At 35.7% G+C, this 22614-nt stretch carries 13 protein-coding genes; 2 read left to right on the top strand and 11 right to left on the bottom strand.

The annotated features are described in order from the left end of the window. Both VIO64_RS21815 and VIO64_RS21810 read left to right on the top strand, forming a co-directional pair. The coding region (locus VIO64_RS21815) for an endo-1,4-beta-xylanase (protein ID WP_331921863.1) at positions 1 to 320 on the top strand (320 nt) is incomplete at its 5' end. Between the two features lie 172 nt (positions 321 to 492). Further along, positions 493 to 1794, top strand: a complete 1302-nt coding sequence (locus tag VIO64_RS21810; protein WP_331921862.1) for an ABC transporter substrate-binding protein — start codon at positions 493 to 495, stop codon at positions 1792 to 1794. A 7-nt stretch (positions 1795 to 1801) separates the two neighbouring features. Here the strand turns inward: VIO64_RS21810 and VIO64_RS21805 are convergent, their stop codons facing one another. From VIO64_RS21805 to VIO64_RS21755, 11 genes are all read right to left on the bottom strand, one after another. After that, positions 1802 to 3262: a diguanylate cyclase gene (locus VIO64_RS21805; protein WP_331921861.1), complete on the bottom strand. Its 1461-nt coding sequence runs from the start codon at positions 3260 to 3262 to the stop codon at positions 1802 to 1804. A 192-nt stretch (positions 3263 to 3454) separates the two neighbouring features. Next, positions 3455 to 6004, bottom strand: coding sequence for an ATP-binding protein (locus VIO64_RS21800; RefSeq protein ID WP_331921860.1), 2550 nt, complete (start codon positions 6002 to 6004; stop codon positions 3455 to 3457). Positions 6005 to 6024: 20 nt separating this feature from the next. Next, on the bottom strand, positions 6025 to 8643 hold the full coding sequence (locus VIO64_RS21795) for an ATP-binding protein (RefSeq protein ID WP_331921859.1): 2619 nt from the start codon (positions 8641 to 8643) through the stop codon (positions 6025 to 6027). A 111-nt stretch (positions 8644 to 8754) separates the two neighbouring features. Further along, complete coding sequence (locus tag VIO64_RS21790) at positions 8755 to 9885, bottom strand: glycosyl hydrolase family 8 (protein WP_331921858.1); 1131 nt, start codon at positions 9883 to 9885, stop codon at positions 8755 to 8757. A 57-nt stretch (positions 9886 to 9942) separates the two neighbouring features. Then, positions 9943 to 10860, bottom strand: coding sequence for a carbohydrate ABC transporter permease (locus VIO64_RS21785; RefSeq protein WP_331921857.1), 918 nt, complete (start codon positions 10858 to 10860; stop codon positions 9943 to 9945). Positions 10861 to 10925: 65 nt separating this feature from the next. After that, positions 10926 to 11888, bottom strand: a complete 963-nt coding sequence (locus VIO64_RS21780) for an ABC transporter permease (protein ID WP_331921856.1) — start codon at positions 11886 to 11888, stop codon at positions 10926 to 10928. A gap of 48 nt (positions 11889 to 11936) precedes the next feature. Continuing rightward, positions 11937 to 13649, bottom strand: coding sequence for an extracellular solute-binding protein (locus VIO64_RS21775; protein WP_331921855.1), 1713 nt, complete (start codon positions 13647 to 13649; stop codon positions 11937 to 11939). Positions 13650 to 13765: 116 nt separating this feature from the next. After that, positions 13766 to 15271 (bottom strand): GH39 family glycosyl hydrolase, encoded by a 1506-nt coding sequence (locus VIO64_RS21770; protein WP_331921854.1) that lies wholly within the window; start codon positions 15269 to 15271, stop codon positions 13766 to 13768. 76 nt (positions 15272 to 15347) lie between these two features. Beyond that, the gene (locus tag VIO64_RS21765) at positions 15348 to 20564 is read right to left on the bottom strand and encodes a protein kinase domain-containing protein (RefSeq protein WP_331921853.1); all 5217 of its coding nucleotides are present in this window, start codon (positions 20562 to 20564) and stop codon (positions 15348 to 15350) included. A gap of 255 nt (positions 20565 to 20819) precedes the next feature. After that, positions 20820 to 21512, bottom strand: a complete 693-nt coding sequence (locus VIO64_RS21760; protein WP_331921852.1) for a metal-dependent hydrolase — start codon at positions 21510 to 21512, stop codon at positions 20820 to 20822. A gap of 445 nt (positions 21513 to 21957) precedes the next feature. Further along, on the bottom strand, positions 21958 to 22614 hold a 657-nt coding region (locus tag VIO64_RS21755; protein WP_331921851.1), incomplete at its 5' end, for an endo-1,4-beta-xylanase.

The following is a 22614-nucleotide window of genomic DNA, read 5'->3' as shown; positions in this document are numbered from 1 at the left end:
CCCAGCTTAATGCTATTGAGCAAAATATCAAGAGGTATGCAGCTCTCGGATTGCAGGTATCCATTACTGAGCTGGATATACGTATGAATGATTCAGAAAATCAAACTTCAGGGTTCAATACACAGGCAAGCAATTACAAGTCATTGATGGAAATTGCATTAAGAAACCCCAACGTTAAAACATTTGTGGTTTGGGGCTTTACTGATAAATATTCATGGATTCCACAAACTTTCCCAGGTACCGGTAGAGGTTTGATTTATGATAGTAACTTTAATCCAAAGCCAGCGTATAATGCATTAAAAGAAGCTCTTATGAAATAAAGGTAGAGACAAAGAAAATAGACCAGCAAGCCAGAAAATGCTTGCTGGTCTTTCTATTTTAATTCACCCAAGCCCTAGAAAAATCATTTTATATTAAAAATATTCTTAAAATTGACGATATTAATATGTATACAACTCTATAAAAAATTATAATAAAAGAGAGGCAAACATTATGGTAGTAAAAGCTAAGCTTATGCTTCTGGTGGGGCTTGTTTTCATTATGCTTGCTGCAGCTGGGTGTAAAGAAAGTATTGATGAAAATGATAAAAATGTTCTTCATAATAATACACATGCCATTCAAAAGGATATAGAAATTGAGTTTTGGACTTGGTCTCCATTGTATGGGATAATAGACAAATTTGAGTCAGATAATCCAGGTATAAAGGTTAATACAAGATTACTTGACTACTTCCAATGCAAGGAAGAATACATAAAGGCATTGACAAATGGAGACGGACCTGACGTTATGATGTTTTACAGTGAAATGTTTGGAACATACACAATAAACGGGGTTCTTCAAGATTTACTTGAGGAACCGTTTAATGCAGGAAAATACCAAAAGGATTTTCCAAGATGGGATGGCGGTTTATCAATAGATAATAAAAAGCTGTTATCACTTACTTATACAACTGCACCACAACTTACTTTATATAGGTCAGATATTATGAAGGAAAATGGATTCCCCCATGAGCCTGAAGAATTGGCAAAATTCCTGGAAAATCCAGATAATATATTAGCTATTGCTTCAAAACTAAAGCCCAAAAATAAGTATATTTTTCAATGGGCAACTGATTTACCCAATATTGTCAGGTTTTCTACTGGAACTTTTGACAAAGACTTAAATCCTATAAGGCATGAAGAACTTTTCAATAAAGCATTGGATGCTACTAAAGTAGCTTTTAAGGATAAAATGATTCTTAGTGGAAACCTATGGACTAAAGAAGGTCAGGACGCAATAAAAGCCAACAACCTTATTATGCTATTAGATGCTAACTCCTACGCAGTAAATGAACTAGAGAAATTAGTACCTGAGCAAAAGGGGCTGTGGCGTTTGACCAAGCCTTCTTTAGGAATGGCTTCATGGAAATTCGATACCAGACTTGCTATGAATGCTCGAAGTAAGCATAAAGAACAATCCTGGAAGTTTATAGAGTACCTTGTTACACACAAATCCGACATAATATATGACAAACACTCAATTCCCGAGTATCTTCCAGCTCGCAAAAGGCTAAAAGAAGCAGACTATATCGATACTTATTTAGGAAATCAAAATATTTTTAATATTTTTAATGATCTTGGAAACAAAATGATCCCCTATAAACTGACACCTATGGATGAAAAGGTAGATAGTATATACGGTCAGGGTATATGGGATGCGGTTGAACGGATAACTAACTCCGATGAGGATATCAAAAAAATATTGGGCAATATTAATAAGCAGCTAGATGAAGAAAAGAAAGCATTAATGGATTGATGGGCTATCAAATGTAAGATTGTTCTATAACAGCACATGAGCGTCCATTCTTTTTTGCCTGATAAAGCATTTTATCAGCTCTATCTATAAGTAATTTTGCTATTTCCTCCAAATATGACTGCGTATAGGGTTGTGGGATATTACCATGTTCAAAATCCTGTATTTTCAAACCACAGGCACCCATACTGCATTGAATAGGAATGCTTCCAAAATGTCCTTCTACATGGCATCCCTGTAAATTCTCGTAAATTCTCTCTGTAATGTTATGAACGTTTTCCAAAGGAGTATTTGGCAATAGAATAATAAACTCATCTCCACCATAGCGACCTACAATATCATTAACGCGGGTGGATTTTTTTAATGTTGAACCCATTATAGAAAGAGCCTGGTCGCCTCCAAGATGGCCTGCAGTATCATTGATTTGCTTCAAGTAATCAATATCAAGCAAAATTAAGCTTAAGGGACTTTTCTGACGAAAAGATGCACGAATCTCACGCATTAGCTGTTGGATAAAGAAAGATCTGACATAAACGCCTGTCAATTTATCTATTGTAGCTGTTGAGTACAGATATGCATTTTGTATGGCTGCAGCAGCCTGATTGGCAAAGATATTTACAAGTTCTACATCCTCAGGTCGAATATCATTCTGTTCCAGGTAAATAATCCCAAGTGCTGTTTCTCCTACAACCAATGGTATAATTGAACATTCATTAGATAAATATACTTCAGTTTTTATAAGTGCATCCTTGATTTTTCTTATTTTTGACCCCTCAAGACTCCTTTCGATTGGGCTGTTATCAGAAAACTTACCTGTAGCAGCACGAATTTCAAGATTGGTTCCCTCTTCCAGCATTGCAATAAAAATATCCGATGTAGAAATATTATCAATGGTGTCAGCTTCTTCGGGCAGAACCGCCAAAAAAGAGTTTACTATTCCTAGCAATCCGGTTACTTGTAAAAGAATTCCCTGAAGTAAATTTTCTACCATCTGTATCTTATGTAATTCAGGAGTTATTTCAAGAATATATTTCAGCCCTTGTCGACTCTTATAAAGCATTTGTACTGTGTATGCGGATTTTAGGCCTACGTCTACCCATAGCAAGAGTTTTTCCGGACCATCAGATTTATCATGATATCCTTGTATATCAAGAGCTCGCATCATATCCCGAGGAGGATGCTCACCAGAATAGCCTGTCTGGAGTATAACCTGTATATACTCATTAAATTTACGAATTTCTTGTACAACTTCTTCACCTGTCATTCCTCCAGGCATAAAGTAATCCAGAAGCACTAAGTCAAAATGCTGCTGTTTCACCAGCTCAATAGCTTCAATCCCATTACTGGCAGTGTAGACTTCATAACCTTCTCTTTCCAATAATGTTTGAGTCACTATTCTATAATCTTCCTGGTCATCTACAAGTAGAATTCGCTTTCCATTTGGTGCTTTTTTGGAGTTTATTCTGGCCATAATTTATTCCTCCTGTTAGTAATGGCTAAGAAATAACATCCGACTTTCATCGTCCAAAACCCTGTTAAATCATCAGGATTTTGTCCTTGATGTCTAGGAAATTATGGTGTATACTACACCACAATTTCTCACGACAACGATCAAGGTTGAACAAAATCATTTCATGATTTTGTTTAGAATACGAAGTTATTTCTAAGGCATTCCTTTTATTGGCAGGTATATGACAAATAATGTCAATCCTCTTTTGCTTTCTACATTAATACTTCCATTGAATTCATTTATGATGTCATGAACTATGCTAAGGCCCAATCCTGTCCCTTCTCCAAAGGGTTTTGTTGTAAACATGGGATCAAATATTTGTGATAGGATTTCCTCAGGAATTCCGCATCCTGTATCTTGAACCTTAAGCTTTGCAAAACCATCTACATTACTTTCGAGTATTATTGATATATTTCCGCCATTTGGTTTACAGGCATCAATAGAGTTTATTACAAGATTGGTAATCACCTGTACAAATCTTTTTGGATCACCATAAAGCATGATTGAATTGTCACAATTCATTTCCAGTTTACAGTTTCCTTTTTTCAATGCGAAGTTCAATACTGATAAAGCATCTGAGATAATATCGGCAACATTAAAAAACTGAAAATTCGAAGCATTCATATTTGTTGTTTGAGCCTTAATCCCTTTAATAAAGCCAGTACTTCTTTCAACAGCCTGCTTAGCAAGCTTGGAACTTTTTTGCATATCCTCAGCAATTGATCTGAGATCGTCAGGAAGAACCTCATGATCTTCTATTGATTTATCGTACTCATCCACAAGTTCCTCAAGCTCTTTTAATGATGTGCGTACAGCTGCTAACGGCGTGTTCATTTCATGGGCAATTCCAGCTGTAAGGCGGCCAAGAGACGCCATTTTTTCTGAAACAAGCAGCTTTTGCTGATTTTCTTTCAGTGAACTATATGCCGATTCCAATTCATTATTAGTTTCCTTAAGTTCCAGTGCTTTATTGGCCATATCCTCTATCATCATAACACCATTTATAGCAGTGCTCATAATTTGACTTAATTGTTCATATTCCGACGAATCCTTTAGAGTATCTCCAAATAGAACAAATCCTATTTGCCTTTTATGAAAATATAAAGGTTTTAAAATCAACTCAAAACGCTCATGGCCTGAGAGTATTCCGTCAGGAACAAGCTTAGGTGAAGGAAATATTGAATTTTCATGGTTTATGTCCATATATTTTTCTTTGTCACATGCTACCATGAGTCGTGCTTTCTCAGTTGAAATACCCCTGTTCTCATATAATGAAAGATAACATGATGATACCCCTATCATTTTTAAGCCGCTCTTGATCCTTTCTATCAGATCATTCATATCAATTGCATTACTGATAATATGTTTAAATGAAATAATGTAAAAATACCTTTGTTCTCCTTTAATCCTTTTATTTATTTCGGATTGTATTTTAATATCTGCAATAAGATTAGTTGCTCCGCTCAACACATTTTGTGCCTTTATATAGCTTAACATATTATTATGATTAACAAAATCCATAAAATACTGCAATAGCAAAATAAAATCCTGATATATTTCCAAATTATTATTTTGATTCACGCTTTGAATAAGAAGCTTTTCAAGAAAATTTAAAAAGCCCAGATCCTTATCCATTTTTACTTCATCAAAAAATAAAGATACCAAGTTGGGCACCCATGATATGTCCATATTCTCCGGTATATCAATTACACTTTTTACAGTATTCTTCATTTCAGTGCTATCTGAATTATTTATAATTTGAGAAAAGCTTTGTATATCAATCTTTTCTCTAAATATATCCTCTTTCATTAGCGAACTGGCGGTACATCCACAGGATTGACGAACTATACACTTACATGGAAGCACCGTCAATTCCGGAACCTGCACACCTTTTATTTTTGCAAGGATAACCTCTAGGGCATGGCTACCTAGCTCACATATAGGAGGTCGTACTGTTGTTAAAAAAGGTTTATCTGCTTCTCCTTCAATCTCATCATCAAAGCCTACAATAGGCATAAACGGTAGCTTATTATTTTCCATCACCCTGTTTACAAATCTTGCATTCATATCATTATAAGCCACTATGGCATCAACGCCCTGCATCCATAAACTTTCAAGCCTTTTTACACCATCATGATTAATAAATAGTAAATCATCAATAATGATGTTTTCATCAATGGATATTCCATATTCGTTAAGAGTATGGATATATGCTTCATATCTTTGATTCACACCAAAATGTGAGCTTACCCCTCGTATAAAAGCTATTCGCCTTTTCTTATGTACCTCTATAAGATGGATTATAGCTTCCCTCATTGCATTAAAATCATCCCATACTATACTTGTGACACCGTCTATTTTAGTCTCAAGGCTTATTGTAGGAATGTAATCATATTTATATACAAAACTATTTGTTTCCTCAGGGCTGGTAAGCCAGTTTATATTTCCAGTCCAAATAATGAGCCCATCCAACTTATTAGTATCAACAAAATCGTAAATAGCAGTAGATTCCAATTCATCAGGGAAATTAATCATACCTCCTGAATATATGATTAAGTTCACATCATTTTTTTGTGCTGCAAATTTAAGACCTTGGTTTTGAAGAATCTCCCTGTAATTGACCCTATTGTTTTTTATAACTCCGATAGTTGGACGCATGCTTTTCTTGCCATATAATTGCCTAGTTCCAAAATTATGACTCATATTTTATACCTATCCTATTTTTATTCCTGTTTTATCGGTAAAAATATAAAAAAAGATGTTAATCCTTTTTGGCTTTCTACGTTGATCCTTCCATTAAACTCATTTACAAGGTCATGAACTATGCTTAATCCCAAACCTGTTCCTTCTCCAAAAGGCTTGGTTGTAAACATAGGATCAAATATTCGTTCTTTAATTTCATCTGGTATTCCACATCCTGTATCTTGAAATGTAATCTTTGCAATGCCATCTCCATAATTTTCAATTACTATTGATATATTTCCGCCATCAGGTTTACAAGCATCAATAGAATTTATAACTAGATTGGTAGCCATCTGTACGAACCTATTGGGATCCCCATAAATTTTAATTGAATTATCAAAATTTGTACTGAGCTTACAATTTCCTTTTCTTATTGCGAAGTCCAATATTGATAAGGCATCTTTTGTAACATCGGCAGCATTGAAAACCTGAGAGTTCGATGTATTCATATTTGAGGTCTGAGATTTGATACCTTTTATAAAACCTGCACTTTTTTCAGCAGCCTGAATTGCTAATCTTAAACATTTCATCATATCTTTAGCTATTAATCTGTGGTCTTCAGGCAGAACATTTGGGTTTCCTATCGATTGGTAATACTCATTTAAAAGTTCTTCAAATTCTTTTAGTGATGTGCTTACTGCAGCCAGGGGAGTATTCATTTCATGTGCAATCCCAGCTGTAAGCCGACCTAATGATGCCATTTTTTCTGAAGAAATCAACTTTTGCTGGTTATCTTTAAGTAAACTGTATGCCGATTCAAGCTCACTATTAATTTTTATAAGTTCCTGAGCCTTACTTTTTAGCTCGTCCACCAAAATAACACTATACATAGTGTTACTTATAACTTCAGTTAGTCGTTTATATTCTGACGAATCCTCCAGAGTATCTTTGAGCAATATAAACCCAATATTCCTCTTTCTAAAATGCAAAGGTCTTAAAACAAAATTAAAGCTTTTATCATATGTCAGTACATCTTCAGGTACAAGCCTTTCTGAAGGATAAATGCAATCCTGAGAAATTTTTATATAGCCGTTTTCGTTATAAGCCAGTAAAAGACGGGCTTTATCAGTAGAAACATCACCATTTTCATATATCGACATATAACAGGATGAAACCCCTAAATACCTTAATCCATCTGCTATTTTTCCTAAAATTTCATTGATATCATATGTATTGCTAATTCTCTGTGAAAATGTAACTATATCAAAATGCCTCTGGGTTTGTTTCAATCTTTTGCTCATTTCCAAACGTACCCTCATATCTGCAATTAGGGCTGTTCCTTGCTGTAAAAGCTTTTTAGCTGTATAATGCTCCAAACCCTGATCCATAATTAGGAAATCTACGAAAATGTGCATAACTAAAATAATATCCTGAAAAAATTCTATGTATTTTTTGTTTTGTGTATAAACAAAAAAGTTTTTAATGTAATCGGTAAAAGCCCCGCTTTCTCCATGAACATCATTCAATAATGCTTTTAGTAGTTTTTCAGCCCAGTTAGCATCAATATCATCGGGAACAGCAACAGCACTATTAATGATTTTTTCAAATTTTGCTGCATTAACATTTTTTGATTTTGATTGAACTAGATACTGCTGCAACCTTTCTTTATATATTTCTTCCTTCCTTACTGAACTGCAAGGACAACCGCAGCTTTGACGAACTATTAAACTGCATGGAAGTGTTTCTGTTTCAAGAGTTTGTAATCCTTTTATTTTGGCAATTATTACTTCTACTGCACGCTTACCCATCTCATAGATCGGAGGACGTACTGCCGTCAAAGCAGGACTAACAGCTCTGCTCTCCGGGTCATCATCAAAGCCAACAATAGGTATTATGGGAAGGTTTCTTGCTTTTAAAACTCTATATACAGTCCTGGCATTCAAGTCATTACAGCATGCCAGAGCCTCAATATCTGCCTCCCATAAATTCTCTATTACCTTGATACTCTTTTCAAAGTTTTCTATTATTCCCTGTTCAACAAAAATACTTCGATCCATATAAACAGCATACTCAATAATATTTTGATAATTATATAATGTTTCCTGGTCAATAATTAGGTTCATATCTATAGGGATTCCATATTCGGTAAGAGTATCAATATAAGCTTCATATCTTTGGTATAAACTTGAAGGTGAAGCCCCCATAACAAAACCGATTCGTTTGCATTGATGCACCTCTATGAGATGAATCAAAGCGTCCCTCATACCATTATAATCATCCCACAGTATGCTTGTTATACCGTCTACTTTAATTTCAAGGCTTACTACCGGTAGGAAATTATACTTTTTAACAAACCTTTCTGTAAATTCAGTGCTGGCATGCCAATTTATATTTCCAGTCCATATAATAAGTCCATCCAATCTATTTTTATCCACAAAGTCAAAAATTGCAATAGCTTGTAAATCAATATCATCCGGAGAAACAATCATACCGCCGCAATAGACTATTAAATTTACATCATTCTCTTTAGCTGCCTGTTTCAAGCCCTCAATCATAAGAATGTCTCTTTGGTCAACCATCTGACTTTTTAATACTCCAATAGTAAGCCGACGTGAGTCATTCTTTTTAAAAACTGTTGCAGACTCGGAATTATTAATCATACAATATACCTACCTTTAAGTGCAACATTGTATTAATACAATACATTGACAGCTTATAATAACAATAATAATAATCGGCATTTATCTTAAAACTATTTATAAAAATAAGCATTATAAATAAATTTTGTATTGCCCTGCAAGCATCAACAAGCTGAAGAAATACAAGCAGTTGTCATAGTAACGTCGTTCACCTTTTCGTAGCGGCAAATTCCAAAAATTTTTCACCCATTCCATGCGGTACTTTCCTTTTGCAGCCAGTGATCCTGCAGCATTGGTTGCAATAATTGCAACTGGGTGCAATGCAGGCTGCTCCAAAGGCTCACCCTTTATTGTATATGAGTGGTACTCTCCGAGCTTTGTGTTTTCACTAAAATATGACTGAAGCCTGTCAACAATACCGCTTAAGCTTTCATCCCTATTAAACCACGCAGCGTCCAAACCAATGTTCATAGCAACACGATATGAATCTGAGTAGAATTGTCCCTCATTAATCAAATGTTTGGGAGTACCGTCAAATTCTGAATATTCCGGTGCCATACCCGTATCCTTGTCACATGTTATATGTAAGAACTTTCGGCTTTCTTCAGCAGCTTTCTTCCAGAATGGCCTGTCCTTCTCATCAGCCATAACAGCAAACAATTCATAAAAATGCGGCAGATGATAGGAAGGATCTGTAAATGGAGCCTCAGGCACAAACTTTATATAATAATTTTTACTGTCCCACATGGGATCACCACCCTCAACCATTTCCGATTGATGGATACAGTGCTTAAGAATATCTCTTGCCTGGACACTATAGTCAAATGGAGGCTTTCCGTCTCCCCACCTCTTGCTGGCAAAGAAAAGTGCCATCGCAAAATACTCTTCACCGTCAGGTGCCGGGCCTTCAGCATTTTTAATGCCTTCCGTGGAAACAGACCATGCAAAATACCCCTGATATTTGCCTTTTTCCTGGTACATATAAGTTTTTGAAAAAAGCCACAGCCGATCAAAAATATCTTTCCTGTCCATCTGAACAGCCATCATCATCCCATAGCTCATGCCTTCCGACCTGGCGTCATTATTTCCCGTATCCAGTATATAACCCATACTTTCGCCCTTTTCAAAATAAAACCGCTCTACCGCATTAAAAAAAATGGTTTCAAATGTATCCTTTATCTTCTTATCAACCTCTGCCTCGGATATACCAAGACATATAAATAAATTTGGGTAATTATTTGTAAAAAACGCACCTTTATCCACACAAAAACCTCCTTGTAATATATAAATTTGTTTTTTATTATCATATGTAATAATATACTAACCTTTAACTGAACCGATTGTAATACCTTTAATGAAATATTTTTGAAGGAAGGGATATACAAATAAAATCGGAACAGAAGCTACAACAGTGACTGCAGCTCGTATAGAAACCGGAGTCACAGAGTCTATTGCAACCCCGCTCCCATAAATATCAGCCCCGGATTTATATGTACCTGCATTCATGGAAGCTGAAATCATTTTCATCATCTCGTACTGCAGAGTAGTCAAATTCTCTTTACTGGAACAATAGAGAAATGTGTCAAACCACGAGTTCCACGCTCCAACTGCACACCACAGTGCTACAGTAGCCAAAACCGGCTTGCAGCATGGCAAAATAATCTGGATAAAGCACCGAAAATAGCCTGCTCCATCAATAATCGCTGCCTCGGTAATCTCAGCAGGTATGGATTGCATATAGGTTTTAATAACAATTACATTAAAAACATTGATCAATCCTGGAATAATATACACCAAAAAGTTATTTAATAGATGCAGATCCTTTATAATAAAGTAATTGGGAATCAAACCGGCTGATACGTACATAGTTACAACAAAATACCTAGTAGCAAATTTACGCCATAAAAATTCACGCCGGGAAAGTACAAAAGCTATTAGTGCAGAAATAAAAATTCCTAAAACCGTAGACAATAATGTACGAAGTACGGAATTTATAGCTGCGGTAACAAGTAGATCGTTTCCAAATACAGTTTTATAATTATACAGAGAAAATTGGCGGGGAAAAAAAGTAATTCCACCACGCAAAGTATCCTGTGAATTATTAAATGATACTGCAACAGTGTTCCAGAACGGATACACCGTTACAAAGATTACGATAAGCATGACAACTATATTTACTGTGTTGAATATATATGGCTCAAATTTACCCAGTGCCGACTTAATTCGACTATATGGCATTTTTATCTCCCCTTCTATATAGCCATGATCAAAAAATAACTTCCGCTATAAATTTGGCTCATGCCTTAAATCAAATTATCCTCACCCATTTTTTTAGCCAAAAAGATAGTGCTTGAAATCATTATAATAGAAATCACAGATTTAAAAATACCGGCTGCAGTTGCTAATGAATAATTGCCATTTGTTATACCATATTTCAAAACAAAAATATCTATAGTTTCGGAAACATCCATTACCAAGCCTCTACCTAAAAGATACTGAACTTCAAAGCCGGAACTTAATATCCAACCTAAATTCATAATTAGAAGGACTATTATAGTTGGACGAATACCTGTAAGAGTAATATGCCACATTTTTCTTAAGCGGTTTCCGCCATCGATTTCGCAGGCTTCATAAAGTTCAGTATCAATTGCTGACATTGCCGCAAGAAAAATTATTGAATTCCAACCGGTTTCCTTCCATGCATTTGCAAAAGCCACAATAAACCAGAAATAATTTTTTTCACCAAGCCACAATATAGGCTTATCTATAATGCCTAACCACATCAGTAAATTATTCAGTGTTCCATCATATGTTGATAATATATTGGAAATCAAAGAGCAGACTATAATCCAGCTTAAAAAGTGCGGGAGATATGAGGCTGTTTGGGCGATACGCTTAAGGGCCTTGAAGCGTAGCTCATTTAATAAAAGTGCAAAGCCAATGGATAAAACAAAGCCAATGCCCAGAGTTAACAGCGACATTGCAAGTGTGTTTACTAAGTCTCGCCAAAATACAGGATCACTAAACAGGAATTTAAACTGATCAAAACCTACAAATTTTGATCCCAAATACCCTTTAGCCGGTTTATAGTTTTGAAATGCCATAATCCATCCTGTAAGAGGCCAATAATAGAATATAAAGGCCAGGGTCATACAAGGAATTACCATGAAAAAAAGCGGCTTTTGAGCTTTGTATTCTCTCAATCTACTTTCCGATTTTTTTGATTTTATCGGTTCACCCTCTAGTTCTAACTCTTTCCTGGCCATATACATTCTTCTCCACTCTATATTAGAATCAAGAATATACAACAATTGCTATTTCACTGCTTGCTTGTTTTTTATCTGACGATTTATCTCATCAAGATATGGCTGAGGATTACCGGCTTTGATATCCGAAAGGAACTTGTTCCATAATGAATCATACTGTCCCGGTTTTGCTAAAACCAACTGAGGATAATACTTACGGCAAGTATCAATCATTTTTGTTGTTGCAGTCTTCGCCAGGCTTCCATCTTCTATTGGAAAAGACCAAACCGGATAATATTTCGGCCGTTTAACCGGTGGCGAAAGCAATTGTGCAGGATACTTTATATTAAGGTCTTTCAAAAACTTCTGATCATATTCGGTTAATGATGCCATATACTCGTCTGTAGAATAAATAGGTCCACAAGGACTTCCATCCTCATACAGGCCTTCCATTTTAGGTGTGTATTGCCACAATGTATCTCCTGTCAGGTCACGCTTTTTAGCAGTATCTTTAAGTAATTCACGACGCTCAGGTGTCAATACCTTACCGTTTGCACCGACTTTATTCCAGTCCTTTCCTTCTTCACCCCATTGCAGGTAATCTTGAACCTCACGCTGTAATAACCAATCAAAAAAAGCAAGCAAACGCTCGGGGTCTTTACAATTATTCGTGATACTTATGCCGCTTGTTCCTGTAATTGAGTCCGATGGAGCATCAAGATAACCATCCTGTACGCCGGGGTTGGCTAAAGGAACAGCAACATAGGTCCGGTTGCTCTTGCCGGCTGACTTTAAAGCATTTTCCGCATTATTGAAGTTCCACCACTGGTCGAACATACCCAGTACAGCACCGGAAGACAATCTGGCCAGGTATTGGTCATAACTTTCAGTAAATGTTTCTGCTTCAATGATACCTTTATGATATTCTTCATTAAGCTTTTTGTAATAGCTCTTGGCAGTATCGGTATTCTGATAAAGGGATGCATTAAATGTTTTGGGATCAACATACACATCTCCGTCATTACCGGCACCCATAAGATGTTGTGCAGGGTTTCTAAGGCAAAAATCCCTCCAGCCATCACAAAGTATTTCAAAGCCGATGGTTTTTACTCCATCAATTGTTGGATGTTTTCCCTTATAGTCTTCAATCAACTTAAAATATTCATCCAGTGTTTTCGGAATTTTGTATCCTGACTCTTCCAATACCGCTTTTTGAATGTAGAACCCTGCACCGGAATTAAAAAAAATAGGAGAAGGATTATGCATAAGTCCATAACTCTCAAGTGTATACGCGTGTTTTCCATCAAAACCCGCAATCATCTTATCCATGTATTTTTCATAATGTTTCTTAAGGTTCGGATATTTGGGAATTAAATCTTCAAGGGGAATAAGTGCCCCTGCGTCAAAAAATTTTGCATTTTCACCGAATATTACGTCCGGATAGTCGCTTCCTGCAATCATTACCCCCACTTTTTGGTTTAAGTCACCTACAAGGAATTCAAATTTAAGTGTAACCCCTGTTAACTCGGTTATTTTTTTAAGAACAGGATTGTCCTTTGAAGGGGCTTGACCCGGATCACGTAAAAAAACATTAAAAGTTATGGGCTTATCCGCATCCTCCATTGGAGTCAGCCCTCCCTGTGGATTTCTTGATAAAACTTTAGATGATTCAGAATCTTTTGTTTTATCAGTTTTCTTCGTCGATGAATTGTCACATGCTGAAATTGCGAATATACAGCTTAAAACTAACAGCAACGCTATTGACTTACGCAAAACTTTCATTATAAAAATCCACCTTCCATTTATAAGTTGGTACAAATAATGCACTAACATAATTATCGTACTTAATTAGGCATTTCATTAATATAAAGAAGATTCGCAGTCATGTCATAAGCTCATTATATCCCATAAAACTCATCAGGTTCATAGCCCAGATAGGTGTCTGTCATATCGTTTACAGGAGTGATTTCCAGCATACATAGATGATTGCACGGGATTGTCACTTCCACTTCATAGTTTCCGTTTTGTTCTATCAGCTTCGCATCTGTTTGAAGAGGTTCGGAAGAAGCCTTAAGTATTTTCAATTGCTCTTTGCTAAGGCTACGTGGTTTGCCCATATTGCTCCATGTTTTCATTGGGTTGGCATTTGCTCCTCCCACATCCTTTTTTATAATCAGTGCCTGTTTACCTATAGAAGGTAATGACAGTACATAGCTTACGTCTGAACTAGTTTTGTGATCACGCAAATCATGGAAGTTCCAACCGATAATTACATACTTTTCATCATTTTTAGTTACAATAAGGTTCTCATCACGGTATAATAACTCACTTCCGGCATTGGAGAAAAATTCAAAAGCATAAAATGTCGGTTTTTTAATAGAATTAAGGGCAACCAGACCAAATCCCCCGTGGAACACTGATTTTGGAACGTCCCACTCCTCGAATACATCACTAAATGTCCAATAGGAATAAGAATCAGCATATTCACCTGCTTCACTTAGAATACGTGCTATGTATGCTGCATGGAAATCAGTATCATGTACAGGACATATTGGAAAATAGGAGCTGTTAAACTCCGTTATATGCAGCGGCAAAGCTGCAATTTGCGGGTAATCCGACATAATCCGGCGGGTTTCTTTTAGCTCTTCAACCATATGTGTAGGTTTATTTAGGGTATGGTGCATATAATGTCCATTTTGGGTAGGCTCATTGGCTGTATAACAGTGACGGGTAATAAAGTCCAACGGCAGATTATTATCTATACAGTGCTCGAAAAATGACCTCAGCCAATGCTCGGTATCAATACCGCAAATGGAAGGCCCACCCACCTGAATGCGGGGGTCCACACTTTTTACAGCTTCAGCTGAATACTTATAAAGCTTGAAGTATTCTTCCATAGTGCCTGCCCAAAAAATAATATTGGGTTCATTCCACACCTCAATCGGCCAGGTTATCACCTCGTCCCTGCCATACCTTTCAATCAAATGGGTTAAAGTATTTGATATTAAATCCGCCCATTTTTCATAAGATACAGGTGGTGTCACATTGCCTTTCCAATAGAACACTGTTTGTTCACCGGTTTTAAGCTTTTCTGGCATAAAACCAAGTTCAATGAAGGGTCTGATTCCATTCTCAAGATACGTATCCATAACTCGGTCAAGGTATGTAAAATTGTAAAATATACTGGTTTTTCCATCTATTTCATACTCACGATATATACCGAAATCATCGGAAAATATCCCGTGGCCCCGAATATAGCGAAAGTGGATAGCATTCTGCACCACTTCCAGATGGTCGATATATTCCTTTTGCAGTGCCAAAGCCATCCTGCCGGTACCTACACAATAATTTGCATTATTTTTAAAAGTCTTTCCGGAAATAGGTATACTAACCTTTTTAATCATATTCTGCCCCCATTATTATTTTGATCATGACTAATCATTTTTAAAAAATGTTGATTACCTTTACAAATAACATATTTCAGATAAATTCTATTTTAAAATATTCTTCATTTAGTTTTGTATCTTTTGACAGATTCATTAAACAATCTTTGAGCTCATCTTCCGTTCCAATAGATTTTATTAGTCTAAAGTGAGCTGCACAGTTTCTTCCTTTCTCTTTAGCACAATACAAAGCATAATCACTTATGTTTATCATCTGCTCCAGGTTTAGAAGGTCAGGAGTGGTTATCTCCAGAGGCATCTGAACATATCCTATGGAACAAGTTTTATTTATCGTTTTATTTGGGGATATTTCTATAGGAGTTTTATTTACCTCTTCAATTACTCGTTTTGAAAACTTGTCCAAATATTCCGGTTTTACGTTATATAGAATGATTAAAAATTCTTCTCCCCCCCACCGCACTAAGATATCATCAGCTCTTACCATCTGCTTGAGAACTTTTGATATGGAAATCAATACACTATCTCCAGCTGAATGCCCATAGGTATCATTAACTTCCTTAAAATGATCTATATCAATTAGAAACACTCCAATAACATTTTCATCAATTGACTGTTTCCTTTTTTCTCTATCATTTAATAGCATTGCTTTGTTTCCGATAAATTGGGTTATTTTGCTGTATACAAACTCAAAAGCATACCTTCGATTATGTAAACTTGTCAATGGGTCATGCAGTGATAACTCTCTGAGTTTTTCATTAGCATTATTTAATTGGATTGTTCTCTCCCTGACTTTCTCCTCCATGTTTTCGTAAAGTCTGGCATTTTCAATTGAAATAGATGCCTGAGATGATAAGATTTTTAGGGTCTCCAACCTTTCCGATGTAAATACATTGTCAGAAAGATTATTTTCTAGATACACTACACTCTTGAGCCGGTTTTGATAGAAAACCGGCATACACAATACTGATTTAATCTGGTTATCAATAATATAAGGATTATTTTGCCAGTTAACATCTAAACAGGCGTCATGAATAACTACGGTTTCATTAGTTCTGATAACATACTGGACAATTTCATGACAGAGTTCCTTACTCTCAGTAAAGAGAAGCGATGGTATTACTTGAAGCTGATTGAAGTTGACATCTTGCAATACTTCCATATAAAGCTGTCCGTCAACCTCATTCTTTAATAATAGACACCCTCTCTCAGCACCGGCATTTTCAATCATTATACGGATTAGTATTGTTAAAAGTTTTTCAAATTTAATTTCACTTGAGATAGCTTGATTGGATTTCAAAATTGAAGTCATATCAATTGAACTATGAGTCATCTTTGAAATTAACCCTATAGTTCCTTCTGTCGCATTAATTACCCTCATATTAGTTTCATTAGCATAAAAATAATGGGCATATTGCTTTTCCAGAAGCATAACTTTTCGATATGCTCCCCACTGTTTATATAAATAGTGAGCTTCACGAATATACGCTTTCCCGATTGTTTCATTTCCTCTAGCTATCCAGAATTTACCGAATAATTCATTACAGATTGCCTTTATTTGAATATAGTCGTTATTTTTGATTGAATCCATTGCTTTTTGAAAAAGATCTATGATTGTATCAATAGACTCATTTTGGATAATTGCCATTGCCGCACAGATTAAATAGTACTTGTGCTCAAAATTGGCAGGACAATTTTCCGCCCAGTATTTTAACTTTTGTTGGATATTGATCAAAACTTCTTTTATATGGGTTTGTTCTTGGGGTGTTGTGTTATTCCACTTATAAATAAGTACTAGAGCCTTAAATAAATAATGATCAGGTATGATAAAATCCGAGACTCCGGCAAATATAATCTTATCTGCTAGCACGTTCCATTTTTCTGCTTCTTCCATATTGTCCATAACAACATTTACATATGTGTTATATACATAAAATCTGGCCAAATAGACAATATTGTGAATGCTTTCAATCCTCTTAATCATCTCTTTATCTTTCTCTTCAAAATCCAACTGATCATTGTGTTCAGAGATTGTCTGAAATTTCTGAATCGTATAGTAAACAATATCGGCTAAAACTAAAGGTACATTGCCTTTAGTATGCTTTAGAAAATCGATAGTACTCTCTGTTTCTGCCTTGCACTCAGTCAGATTTTTACCAACCCACATTAATAAGTGCACCTTATGAGCAATGGCATAAGTCAGGTGCATAAGATCACCTGTTTCCAATCCTGTCCGGCAGGCTATATCATAATAATCCAGAGATTCCTGGTAATGAGTTCGCCAGTAGGAGAGAAACGGAAAAATAAAATAAACCGATGTTTTTTCCGATTCTGCTTTAAGTTTATTAGCTAATGCAAAAGCCGCCTCTCCCAACTTATAACCGGTTTTATAATCACCCAGCACCCTTCCCTGAATAACCCCGCAATTGACAAAACACCCACACGACAAGGGCGAAACCCCATAAGTACAAGTCAGCTCGAACATCATCAGCAACACCAAAAAATATAGAGTGGGATTGACTTGACGTGAAGGAGGGACTGCTTGAAAGAGCAGTTGCATAGCCATAAGCTTTTCGGGATCATTCATTACAGGAAGATTGACAAGCTCCTCAACGGGCGTACGGGCTAAAAATTGTTGCATCTTCATGACGCCTTCCTGCATCTTTTTCTCAATCTCCTCATCGCTTACCGGTAAGGAAATATTGAATAGAAGCAGGGTATTTCGTATTTCGTTGATGCATTCATTAAGTTTACCCTGAAAAATAAGTATTAAGACTTTAATATTGGTAACAGCACCTTTTTCAAGATTATTACCAGCTATTTCTGATAAATGCTCGCATATGGTATCAGCTTTTAATAAATCACCTGTCAGCAAAGCAGCCGTTGCCTGTTCCAGTAATAGTGCAAAAAACTTTTCAGGCACCAAAGCCCACTCTTCATCAAATAACAGAGATTTTGCTGTTTCAAAGTAGTTTAACGCTACCTCAAAAGCAGTTGATTTTTTAGCTTTATTTCCGGCTATAATGTTTAAATCTGCAAGTTCAATCCTTTCATCCTTTTGTACAACCAAATCCCTGCCGATATTCAAATGATTAATCATATCAAAAATCGCTTCTGTCTGTTTTGCTTCCCTGAAAGACTTTAAGTACTCATTCCCTATGTCTAGATGAATTTCACATTTCTCCCGCTCAGGGATTAGGGAATACACTGCCTGTCGGATGCGGTCGTGGGCAAAACAAAATCGCATCTCCATATCAGTGGGATTCATCTCTTTATCCAGTGTATTGATAAGCCGATAATTATTATTTAGTGGAAGAATAATTTCTTTCTCAATGGCTATCCATAAATCCTTGCCAAGTACTGCAACAGACTTTTTACTGATTAACGAAACAGTGGTTAAATCAAATTTGGACCCAATACAGGCAACCAGCTTGAGGATATCCATTGTTGCTACAGGCAAAGACTTCAGACCTTTTACAAGCAAGTCCACCACATTATCACTTATTTCCACAGCTTTTACTTTTTCAAGGTCATATACCCATTGACCTTTTTCCGACAAAAACGTGAAGGTTTCCTGAAGATACAACGAACTCAACACCCGTCTAACAAAAAAAGGATTCCCATCAGTCTTTTGTAAAATTATGTTTGTCAAAGACTTGGTGTCATTGGGATGACTGTGTAATGTGTCGGCAATCAATCTATTTATTGCCGAGAATTCCAAAGGTTTCAGCAGTATTTGATTAAAGGGCAAAGTTGGCCCTTGTTGACCGTTTTTCAGATCTTCCAGTAGTTTATGAAGGGGATGACCAACTTTTACTTCATTGTCTCTGTATGCTCCTATAAAAAGTATGTAGTGTGCACTGCCAGTTTCCAATATATACTTGACTAAATCCAATGTAGAAGTATCACTCCATTGAAGATCATCAAGAAAAATTACCAGCGGATGTTCCTGCCTGGCAAAAACATTGATAAATTCACGGAAAATCATCTTAAAACGGTTTTGAGCTTCTAATGGATTGAGCTCAGACACCTGAGACTGAGGCCCCACAATCTGTTCCAATTCAGGTAGTATATCAAGGATAACCTGTCCGTTACATCCCAGTGCATCAGTGAGACGTGATTTCCAAATATCCAAACTTGATTGCGACTGAACCAGCAACTGTCTTATTAATTCCTTAAACGCTTGAGTTATCCCATAATATGGGACATCTCGTTCAAACTGGTTATACTTTCCTGTTATGAAATATCCTTTTTTACCGGTTATAGGTTTACGAATCTCATGGATCAGCGAGGATTTTCCAATCCCGGAGTAGCCGCTTACCAACAATAATTCACAATGTCCATTTGCTGCTTTTTCAAAACCATTAATGAGCATTTTAATTTCTTTTTCACGTCCATACAATTTATGTGGAATCTCAAATCTGTCGAGATTATCTCCTGCACCTAGAGCAAATCCATAAGTTCCCTTTTCTCCTTCAATAAATTGTAAACATTGTTCCAAATCCTTTTTCAATCCTAGTGCTGATTGGTACCTATCTTCCACTGTTTTAGAAATCAGTTTCATCACTATATCTGAAATTATGGCAGGTATTTCAGGATTTATCACATTTGGAGCAATTGGAGCTTTAGCTATATGGGAATATATTAGCTCCAATTCGTCACCACCTTTAAAAGGTAATTGCCCAGTGAATAGTTGATAAAAGGTTATGCCAAGAGAATATAAATCAGTTCTGTAATCGATGGGTCTATTTATTCTCCCTGTTTGCTCAGGAGATACATAATACAATGATCCTTCCAAAATGTTTAAGTTGATGCATTGAGATGCTTCTCTGATTAATTCGGCAGAAATACCGAAATCAATGATCTTCACTTGATTTGTTTTGTTATTCCAGATAAAGTTGCTTGGATTCACATCTTTATGAATAATATTTTGCTTATGTAGTTGATTCAAGCAATTGGCCATTTGAATGGCCAGCAACAATTTTTCCACAATACCTGGCTTAATGGAGTGTAATGCCTTGTCAACTGACTCTCCACCGATATCCTCCATAATGATTGCTATGCTGTTATTATATTTCTCAATCCCATAAGCCTTTATTATCCCATCACTACCTATCTTATCCATAATTTCATATTCCCGCATGAAAACAGATAGCTCTTTTATGGAGGGATATTCTTTATTTAATAGCTTTACAACAACAGGGTAATCATCTAAATTTCGAGTTCCCCGTAAAACTATTGAATTACTTCCTCTGGAAATCTCTTCTACAATTTTATAACCTGATAAGCGAATCATTATGTCTCCCCCGTTACTGTAGATAGAACAAAACCATCATAATATATTTATCGGTATTTTTGAAAATTTTTTCATCACATTCATCATAACATAAATTCCCAGAATATTGTTACTTTCGGTTTTGCACCTTTAATTTTTGTAGTAGAAAATTACAAAACCCTCCTTTATGGAGGGTTAGAAATTGAAGATTTTACTTTTTGTCCATTACTATTTTAAAATTTTATTTAATTGTGGCGTAGCACATACCATAATTACCTAGATACTCAAAAATTCTCCAGGATTTAAAACTTTAGCAGAATCCTTATTATTTATCTTTTCAATGAAAGTATCAGGTGAGCCGTTTATCATTGGAAAAGTACCATAGTGCATGGGTATAACAACGTTAAAATTGAAATATTCATTGCAAGCTGATGCTGCAGTATAAGGGGACATGGTAAATCTATCTCCGATTGGAATAAGCCCAATATTGGGTCTATAATTTTTTTCGATTAATTTCATATTCTCAAAAATTTCTGTGTCTCCAAAATGGTAAATGGAAACATCCTTATACTTTATTATAAAGCCGGCTGCCAGTCCGCCATATATTACTTGATTTCCTGAATCTATGCTGCTGCTGTGTATTGCTTCAACCATAGTAAATTGTATTTCGTTTTCATAAAAACTTCCGCCTATATTCATATGTATGCAGTTATTAACAGATTGACTTATTAGCCAATTACATATTTCAAAGTTCGAAATTATTTTTGTAACATCAGGATTATATAAACCTATTGAATCGCCCAGATGATCACCATGCCCATGGGTTATTAAGATGTAATCAGGATTCTTTATTTCATTTGCTAAACTGCCAGGAAACATACTATTCCCTTGAACGAAGGGGTCTATCAATATTCTTTTCCCTCCGCACTCCAACAAAAATCCAGAATGCCCCAACCAGCATAATTTCATTTTAAACCTCCTTAATCGCTTTAAAATATATAATATCTTTCCATATAAATATTTCTATATCATATACCCAAAATCCTTCTTTATCTATCAGTACAAATAACGTAATCTGCAACATATGGATCAAGGAAAATGTTTTTCAATATTTAAAAATGTAAAATAATTATTGCCAAACATATAATGCCTCATGAACAATTAAATTATATGAATTGATCGTTGCTATATCAATTAAGATTTTTATGAATTTTCTTGAATATTTTACCTGATTTCTATTTTATATTGATTTTTTTAATTTTTATTGAATAATTTCTTATGCATAAAAAATCCTCCTCAAATGAGGAGGATTGAAAAAATTAGGAGGAAAGTGCTAATTATATTTTATTTTACTTCTTTTACGAAGTTGCACTTTTTATTACACTATCTGTTCTTACTGCAAATTAAATTGCTGCTATTTCATAAGTGCTTCTTTCAATGCAGTATATGCCGGCTTTGGATTTAAATTACTATCATATATGAGACCTCTGCCAGTGCCTGGGAAGGTTCCTGGAATCCATGAAAACTTATCAGTAAAACCCCAAACCACAAATGTTTTAACATTAGGGTTTCTCAAGGCAATTTCCATCAATGACTTGTAATTGCTTGCCTGTGTCTGGAAGCCGGTAGTTTGATTTTCTGAATCATTCATACGTATATCCAGCTCAGTAATGGATACCTGCAATCCGAGAGCTGCATACCTCTTGATATTTTGCTCAATAGCATTAAGCTGGGAAGCACTCATTCCATTGATAAAGTGACATTGGAATCCTACTCCGTCAATGGGTATTCCTCTTTCCTTCATGCTTTTAATCATATTGTATGCTGTATTGGACTTAGCACCCATATCTTCTATATTGTAATCGTTATAGAAGAGAAGAGCATTAGGATCAGCCTTTCTTGCAGTCTGGAATGCAATGTCTATAAAATCATTACCGATTTTATTTGTCCATACACTTCTTCTAAGTCCATTACCACTATCGTCACAAGCTTCGTTGACAACGTCCCATTCTGCGATTTTTCCCTTAAAATGATCCATAGTCTTGGTAATGTGGTTATTCATGGCTGAAAT

It is taken from the genome of Pseudobacteroides sp., assembly GCF_036567765.1.
In the GTDB taxonomy this organism is placed as follows: Bacteria; Bacillota; Clostridia; order Acetivibrionales; family DSM-2933; genus Pseudobacteroides.
Note: the sequence above shows the minus strand (reverse complement) of the source record. Positions and strands in the feature narration are given on the sequence as shown.